Source organism: Pseudoalteromonas sp. 1181_04, from assembly GCF_052850545.1.
In genome coordinates this window covers 71,069-78,507 of the sequence record NZ_VXCS01000024.1, presented here as the reverse complement: position 1 = coordinate 78,507, position 7,439 = coordinate 71,069, and the positions used below count along the sequence as shown (strand labels likewise).

Here is a 7,439-nt window from a genome sequence, read left to right as displayed (position 1 = left end):
TGCCACGCTAATTTATCTACTTTATATAGTTTTAACAAATTACCTAAGGCATTACTATCACTAAATTTTCTCAAATTTTTAGGTAGAGTTAAATGAACCAATATGGGCGCGCCGCTCATTTTCATGAATATATGCGCAAAGAGCAGTTTGACCAATCAATTAACTCTTATATTTAGCCAATCTCAATGTCCGGTTATCGCTCATAGCTGCCTGTCAGGTTAAATCTAAACCTATTCGTCAAAACTGCAAAATCAGATATGAGCTACTACAGATAAAGAGAATGCAACTCTTACTTATAAGTAGATAGTAAACGTTTATAATCAGTAGCGTGACTACCAGTTTTGCATTTCTATTAATCTTGACTCGGTGCGTGCGTATTCAAATGCCAGCTTTTGACCTTGATATAAATCAGCAATGCCAACCTCGCTACTCAGTATCAATAACTTGCCACGGTCGTAAAATTCATCCACTAAGGCAATAAAGCGTCGCGCTTCATCGTCTAGTGTATGTTCTTGTAAATCTTGTTTTTCACGCTGATAGCTATCTTCAATACCATGCACTATTTGCTTACCTGTCGCCGCAGCGCCCATTACTGGTACATTACAAATATATACACGCTGATAGTACTTTGCTAAATGAATATAATCAGCGGTACTACGCGGGCCTGAGCACAACGCCATAAAATCAAACATAATGGCATTATTGCTGAGCCTTAAACACGCTAGTTTACGCCCGTAAATAGTAATATCAGTTGCTGTTTGTAAGTTATCTGCAAAAGCCAAAAAATCAGCATCCAGTTCAGAGTTAGCCGAGCTGTTAAAATAATGAGTCGCGTGCTTTCCAAAACGAAATCGGTGGTCAACAGGACCTGTGACATTAATAATATGACAATGCGCTTTAATTAACGCTATGGTGGGTAAAAAGCGCGCTCGCTGCAAGCCGTTATAATAAAGCTGCTCAGGTTGACAATTTGACGTAGCAACCAAAACGATGCCTTTGGCAAACAAGGCTTTAAATAACCCAGCCATGATCATAGCATCGCCAATATCAGAGACAAAAAACTCATCAAAACAAATTAGTTTCAGCGTTTCTGACCACTCATTGGCTATTTTATCCAGCGGGTTTTTAACCCCTTGCAACTGTCCTAGGCGAGTATGTACTTGAGCAATAAAATGATGGAAGTGTAACCGTGTTTTTTGTTTAATAGCTACAGTCTCAAAAAACACATCCATTAGCATCGATTTACCCCGTCCAACAGGTCCATACAAATAAATGCCCTGCAAAGATATCGATTTTTGCCACCAATGATGCGGTTTATCAATGGCAATTGCGAGATTGTCTAGTGCATTCACCGCCGCTAATTGGGCATCATCAAATTGCAATTTACCGGTGGCTATTTGCTGTTGATAATATGCTAATATTTGTCCGCTGTGTACTGTCATGCGTTATCACGATCCGTTATACTCGCCGCCATTGTAGTCGACTAGAAGTGTGAACCCAATGAAATTCCCTTGCCGCCTAGATAAATTTATTAGCCATCTAGCAGAAACGCCACGCACCAAAGCGAGGGCAGGAATAAAGCATAAAGATGCCAGCGTAAATGGCGAGGTGATCTGCGCTTATGATCATCCAATCACAGCAACTGATGACGTATTGTGGCAAGGTAAGCCGCTAGTTTTTTTAGGTAAACGTTATTATATGCTGAATAAACCGGTCGGTTATGTATGCGCTAACAGTGACGAGTTACACCCAACGGTATTTGATTTACTCGATGAACCTAACATGAGTGATTTTCATGTTGCAGGTCGGCTTGATCTCGATACGACTGGACTTGTGATCATTACCAATGATGGAGATTGGTCACATAAAATCACCTCCCCAAAACATAACAAATTCAAGACTTACCTAATTGAAACGCAAGAACCTCTAACGGATGATGCGCTGGAAAAACTGCGCCAAGGGGTGCAATTACACAACGAAAAAGAGCTAACCAGACCCGCAATTGCAGAGCAACTTGCCACATACCGTATGCGTTTGTCGATCTGCGAAGGTAAATATCATCAGGTTAAACGTATGCTCGCCGCAGTCGGTAATAAAGTAGTTGAATTACATAGAGAAAAAGTAGCAAATATCGAGCTTGATGAGACCCTTGCCAGCGGAGAATATCGACTCTTAAGCGCAGCAGAAATTTTACTTTAAATTACCTACAGTGGAAACTTGAGTAAAAGTCACGTCTAATTCCGTTATTATTGTTAATTAAAGCTAACATCTAGCCGACAAACATGGTAGAAAATCATGGTCATAACAATAATAAGGGGCTCGATGTGCTGTCAGGTTTAGCATTAAGAACTAAAATAATCTTGTTCGCTGGAGCAATGTTTATAGCACTCAATGCTATAGCATTACTGGGCTTACAATCTCTTCGTCACGCTAGTGAAAACGATAATATTGCCCGTATCAATCAACTCATGAAAAGCACGACAAATATTGTCGAGCAATTTGAGTTACTTGCTAAAAATGGGCAACTAACCGAGCAACAGGCGCGTGACTTTGCCACGCAAATGTTGCGTGAAAACAAATACCACGACAGTGAATATGTCTACGTAGTGAATGATAAACTCGACTTTATTGCTACACCTCACGATCCGCAGCTACACAACACCAGCTTTAATGATTTCAAAGATGCCAGCGGTAACAGTATTGGTCGTATGGTTGAACAATTAGTCGGTAATCAAACCAACAAAATTATTACTTATCATTGGGATTCTGTCCGTGATGGTGAAACCGTTGACCTAACCTCTGTGGTACAAAAAACCCCTTACTTTGGTTGGTATGTTGGTACCGGGATCAGCGAAAAAGAAGTTGATGAGCGTTACTGGAATACCGCTAAGTGGTTACTAGGCTTGTCACTACTTATTGCCCTTGCTTTAACTGCTGCAATTGCTCGCTTTGGTATTTCTTTAAGCAACGCGTTAGGCGGTGAAGTCACTGAGGTAATTGGTATTGTTAAGCAAGTTTCTCGTGGCAACTTAAATTCGCATATTCGTACTGACGCCCAACCTGAAAGCATTATTGCTGCCATGCACTATATGCAACAAGGGCTACGGGGTGTAGTTGGCAGTATTAAAGATGTTACTGATAGTCTAAAAAATCAGAGTTTAGATAACGAATCCCGCTCAACTGAGCTTGATAAACTGACCCGCAGCCTAAACGAAGAAACCCATATGGTCGCATCAGCTATCACTGAGCTAACAGCCTCTGCGCAAACAGTGGTTGAGCATGCCGAGCAAGCCGCCTTTTCAGTACAAGAAGCCGAAAGCCAAGGACAAAATGCCAGTCATTTAACTGCTGAGGCAGCAAATACCATAGCTCTTTTAGAGCAACAAATTGACAGCGCTGGTAATAACATCCAACTCCTTGATGATGAAGTAAATAATATTGCAAATGTGCTTACTGTTATTCAAAGTATTGCCGAGCAAACTAACCTGTTAGCACTCAATGCAGCCATTGAAGCTGCCCGTGCTGGTGAACAAGGAAGAGGCTTTGCGGTCGTTGCGGATGAAGTACGTCAACTAGCGCAGCGCACGCAAACTAGCACAGAAGAAATTCGTACTATGATCGGTAAATTACAATCCGCCACGAAAGATGCAAAAACTTCAGTTAACTTAAGTATTGCCACCAGTGAACAAACCGTAGCGAAATCTAAAGATGCCAGTGAAGAGTTGCAGCGTGTTGCTGCATCTTTGAGTGCCATCGCACAAATGAGCCATCAAATAGCCATTGCAGCTAAAGAGCAGCTCGATGCAGGGGAAGACACAGCAAGACGCATTGTGACCATCTCTGACACCGCCTCACAGACCGCAGACCTATCGCATCAAGCCCATGCTGCAACGGACTTGATAAAAGGGCTGACTAGCGATTTAGAAGCTGAAACCGGCAAGTTTAGATCCTAGTAATTGGTTACCTAAAACTAAAAAGCCCGCGTTAATTACGCGGGCTTTTTAATTGAATTGATTAAGTTAAGATTTAATTTGTACTAAATCAAAATCAGCCATACTTGGTACTATCATTTGTAATCGTGATTCGGTGACATCAAGCGAGTTTAAACATTCACAGTATTCTGAGGCTTTTAACTCTAACTGTTGAGCTTTTTTCTGCAATGACTTATCGATTTCTTTTGAAATAATATCCATGCGCTGTCCCATGTCATTGATACGATCTTCAATATTACCTTCGCGGGACTTAAATGCATCACCTAGAGAAACTAAAATAGCGCCGAGAGAGCCATGCACGGCAGAGTGAATTTTTTGACTGATCTCTTCGGTAAAAAAATCATCAATTTTAGATAGTGATTGTGGGGCAATAAAAAAGAAATCATCACCGCGTTTAAATTTATCCATTAAAGCGCGCTCAACATATTGCAGTTGCGTTTTTAGCACTTCCGACTCTTTGTCCGACATACCTTCAACAACTTGCTCTATCGCACTTAAGCCAAGATTAACACCGTCAGTTGCCAACTCTACCAACTCAGGCACCGTATCGCGAATACCCGCGCTAAACTGTTTTAACACTAGGGTTTCATCTGACGTTAGATCAATCCAATAGCCACGGATAAATAGTTGATTATCATTATTTATTTGTACGCGGGTTTGGCCCTTATCAACAATACGAATGACATCATCAGTGATGATCAAACCATGCCTTAGCTCTACTTCGCACACGGCTTTAGCGCTGACATTAAGACTTGATAGTGCTATGGACATCGCCAATATCGAACGAGATAAAAACGCCATAAACACCTCAAAAAGACTAAAAATGGAAGGCGGCTAGGTTAACAAAAAACCAGTTTTATGCAAGAGAAACTAGGCCCTAGCTTCTAGGGCCTTATAGATAACATTTAAATTGGTGATCCTGGTGGGATTGGTAATGCAGTAAAATTTGTAGGCCAATTGCCGGTAGCCAGAAACTGTTTAATTTGATCGGCTAAGTATTGCTTAAACGCACTTTCACCAACATCAGCACTGCTAAGTAAAGACTCTTGCTGATACGCCTTACTCAGTTTTACTAAGTAATAACGCAACTGAGCTTGCACCTCTGGAGCAACTTTATCACTGGCGACTAAATCAGCAAACTGCTTTGCTGTTAATAACTGCACCCGCTGAGTGATTTTGCCTGCCATGCCTTTTTTACTCTGAATCAAAAACACCTGCTGATAAACCTTTGCAAGCAGTTCATCTAAGCTAAAAAATGCATCACTGCGCGCTTGTTGCTGTGCTAAACGATTTAATCGTTGGCTATTTAGCAATAACGCTAAACTATGTTGTGCAGCCACTTCGGGTAGCGCCATTGCATCTAAGGTTAAGCCAGTGCGGCCAACAATGCTTTCTCGGCTTTTAGATTCGCCATAGGCCTTGGGTGGAATTAGCGCTAACACTGATTCTGGTAATACTAAATTGTCAGCATTTAGGGTAGTTAAGATGGCCTTTAAAGCGAGCTGTTGAGTTGCCTTTGCAACAACTTGTGCACCTTTTACCATACCTTGACCACGTACTTCGTAATCATAATCAACACCTGCAATCAGTTTTACAGCAGACTCGACCTGATAACGATGGAATAAATACAGCGGCACCAGCATCTCTTCTAGCTGAGATAGTGAGGTTCCTTCTTTGATATTGTTAATACCAAATTTAGCAAGTGCTTGTTGTCTTACGTCAAGCACTCTTAATAGCTCTTCACTTGGCGAACTGCCGTTATCCCATAAATGTGCTGTTGGATGCGCGCCACCTTGCGCTCGTGCATCACTATCAGAAATAAACTCCAGCCCTTTAGCTTGGTTATCCGCTAAAATTGCACTTAGTTCTGCATCTTCATCAAGGTTACGAAAATCACTGTAACCGTACTTTATAACTTGCGTATCCCACTGCCCCATACCTTGTGCATAACCTCGGCTCACATCGAGTTCACCTTGGTCATTAAAGCCCACTAGTGGGTGCGGATAATCCATCACCGAAGCACGATCAGCCACTGACGCAGAGAAATTATGCGCTATACCAAGTGTGTGACCAATTTCGTGAGCACTGAGCTGGCGAATACGATCAAGTGCCATTGCTTGTAACGTTTTTGCCACTTCATTACCTTCTAAATAAGGCGCTGCAAGTGCTTCAGCTATTAAAATATCTTGGCGCACACGCAGTGAGCCTAATGTAACGTGACCTTTTAAAATCTCACCTGTACGCGGATCGATCACCGAGCTGCCATAAGACCAACCGCGCGTTGCACGATGCACCCACTGGATCACGTTATAACGCACATCCATAGGATCCGCGTTATCTGGTAACACTTTAACAATAAATGCATTTTTATAACCCGCTTGAGAAAACGCATCATCCCACCATTTTGCGCCATCGAGTAACGCTGTTTTTACCGGCTCTGGTACACCAGGATCTAAATAATAAATAATCGGCTCAACGGGTTCGCTAATAGGTAAGCTTGGGTCTTTTTTCGCTAGACGATGACGCGGAATATAACGTACCAACATTGATTCACTTAATGGCGCGGCATAATCTTTATGTTCAATACTCCAATAACCTGATTGCGGATGAAACGCACGTGGCGTGTAATTATCATCAGGTAACTGTATTAAAGAGTGATGCATATGCACGGTTAATGCGTAAGGGTCAGCACTGACCTGACGAATATACTCACCCGGTTGAGTGCCATTAAATGTCAGTACAGCTTCAAGTTCAGTATTTTTCATAAACGCTTTTGAGCGTTCCATATTTACTGCACTGCGACTTTCATCAAGGCTAAAATTGCCTTGTTTACGTGCAGCAAGCGTTCGACCCACACCATGTACATCGCTCAGTAAATAGGGCGTATAATCAATCAAGACAGCTTGCGGGCTTTGTGCAACCACTTTAAAACCCGCTAAAATACTTGATGCAAAGGCTTCTTGAATACTTTTTTGTTCGGCTTTATTGCTGGTATTTGCACGGTAGTAGGTATTAATAGCCCGTAACATCACTTTATCGCCAAAGCGCTCAAACTGTACTAGATGCGTATTGCCTAACTGGCCGCGATCAAGGCCAATATCGTTAGAGCCGACACCATAAGGCAAGCTTTGCTGTAATAAAAATTGCTGCTTGAGTTTATCAACTTTTAAATAAATTTTACCGTTTTGAGTGTCGTAATAAAAAGAGAAGTAGCCCGGAAAATGATTCATTTGTTCAGTAAAATCATTAATAGACTTAATTGCTGCGTGCGCTTGGGTTATCATAGTTAGCAACACAGTAAAGAGTATGTAACGTATCAATGGTATTTTTTGCATAATCTTATCTTTGTTATTCGCGTTTTAAATACGGTTAAGGTGTGTCCAGTATAGGATGTTGCACCTAAAATACAGTTATTTAAGACGAAATTCAGCGCTTGCTGTGATGATC

The 7,439-nt window shown here is 41.6% G+C and carries 5 protein-coding genes; 2 read left to right on the top strand and 3 right to left on the bottom strand.

Annotated features, from left to right (window positions below; all coding sequences use genetic code 11):
• Window positions 1-332: 332 nt before the first annotated feature.
• The gene (zapE, locus tag FW757_RS18545; RefSeq protein WP_446441560.1) at window positions 333-1,442 is read right to left on the bottom strand and encodes a cell division protein ZapE; all 1,110 of its coding nucleotides are present in this window, start codon (window positions 1,440-1,442) and stop codon (window positions 333-335) included.
• 58 nt (window positions 1,443-1,500) lie between these two features.
• Here zapE and rsuA point away from each other — a divergent pair, with 58 nt between their 5' ends.
• Window positions 1,501-2,199: a 16S rRNA pseudouridine(516) synthase RsuA gene (gene rsuA / locus FW757_RS18540; RefSeq protein ID WP_446441559.1), complete on the top strand. Its 699-nt coding sequence runs from the start codon at window positions 1,501-1,503 to the stop codon at window positions 2,197-2,199.
• Between the two features lie 83 nt (window positions 2,200-2,282).
• A complete protein-coding gene (locus tag FW757_RS18535) occupies window positions 2,283-3,953 on the top strand; it encodes a methyl-accepting chemotaxis protein (protein WP_182718327.1) in 1,671 nt (556 codons plus the stop codon).
• 66 nt (window positions 3,954-4,019) lie between these two features.
• Here FW757_RS18535 and FW757_RS18530 read toward each other — a convergent pair whose 3' ends face one another.
• Both FW757_RS18530 and FW757_RS18525 read right to left on the bottom strand, forming a co-directional pair.
• Entirely contained in the window at window positions 4,020-4,793 is a 774-nt protein-coding gene (locus tag FW757_RS18530; RefSeq protein ID WP_149983146.1) for a YggN family protein, read from the bottom strand.
• 104 nt (window positions 4,794-4,897) lie between these two features.
• A complete protein-coding gene (locus tag FW757_RS18525; RefSeq protein WP_182767277.1) occupies window positions 4,898-7,327 on the bottom strand; it encodes a zinc-dependent metalloprotease in 2,430 nt (809 codons plus the stop codon).
• Window positions 7,328-7,439: the final 112 nt, after the last annotated feature.

Excerpts from the sequence above, each read along its gene's own strand:
- zapE (WP_446441560.1), bottom strand. The coding sequence starts at position 1,442 with ATGACAGTACACAGCGGACAAATATTAGCATATTATCAACAGCAAATA.
- rsuA (WP_446441559.1), top strand. The coding sequence starts at position 1,501 with ATGAAATTCCCTTGCCGCCTAGATAAATTTATTAGCCATCTAGCAGAA.
- FW757_RS18535 (WP_182718327.1), top strand. The coding sequence starts at position 2,283 with ATGGTAGAAAATCATGGTCATAACAATAATAAGGGGCTCGATGTGCTG.
- FW757_RS18530 (WP_149983146.1), bottom strand. The coding sequence starts at position 4,793 with ATGGCGTTTTTATCTCGTTCGATATTGGCGATGTCCATAGCACTATCA.
- FW757_RS18525 (WP_182767277.1), bottom strand. The coding sequence starts at position 7,327 with ATGCAAAAAATACCATTGATACGTTACATACTCTTTACTGTGTTGCTA.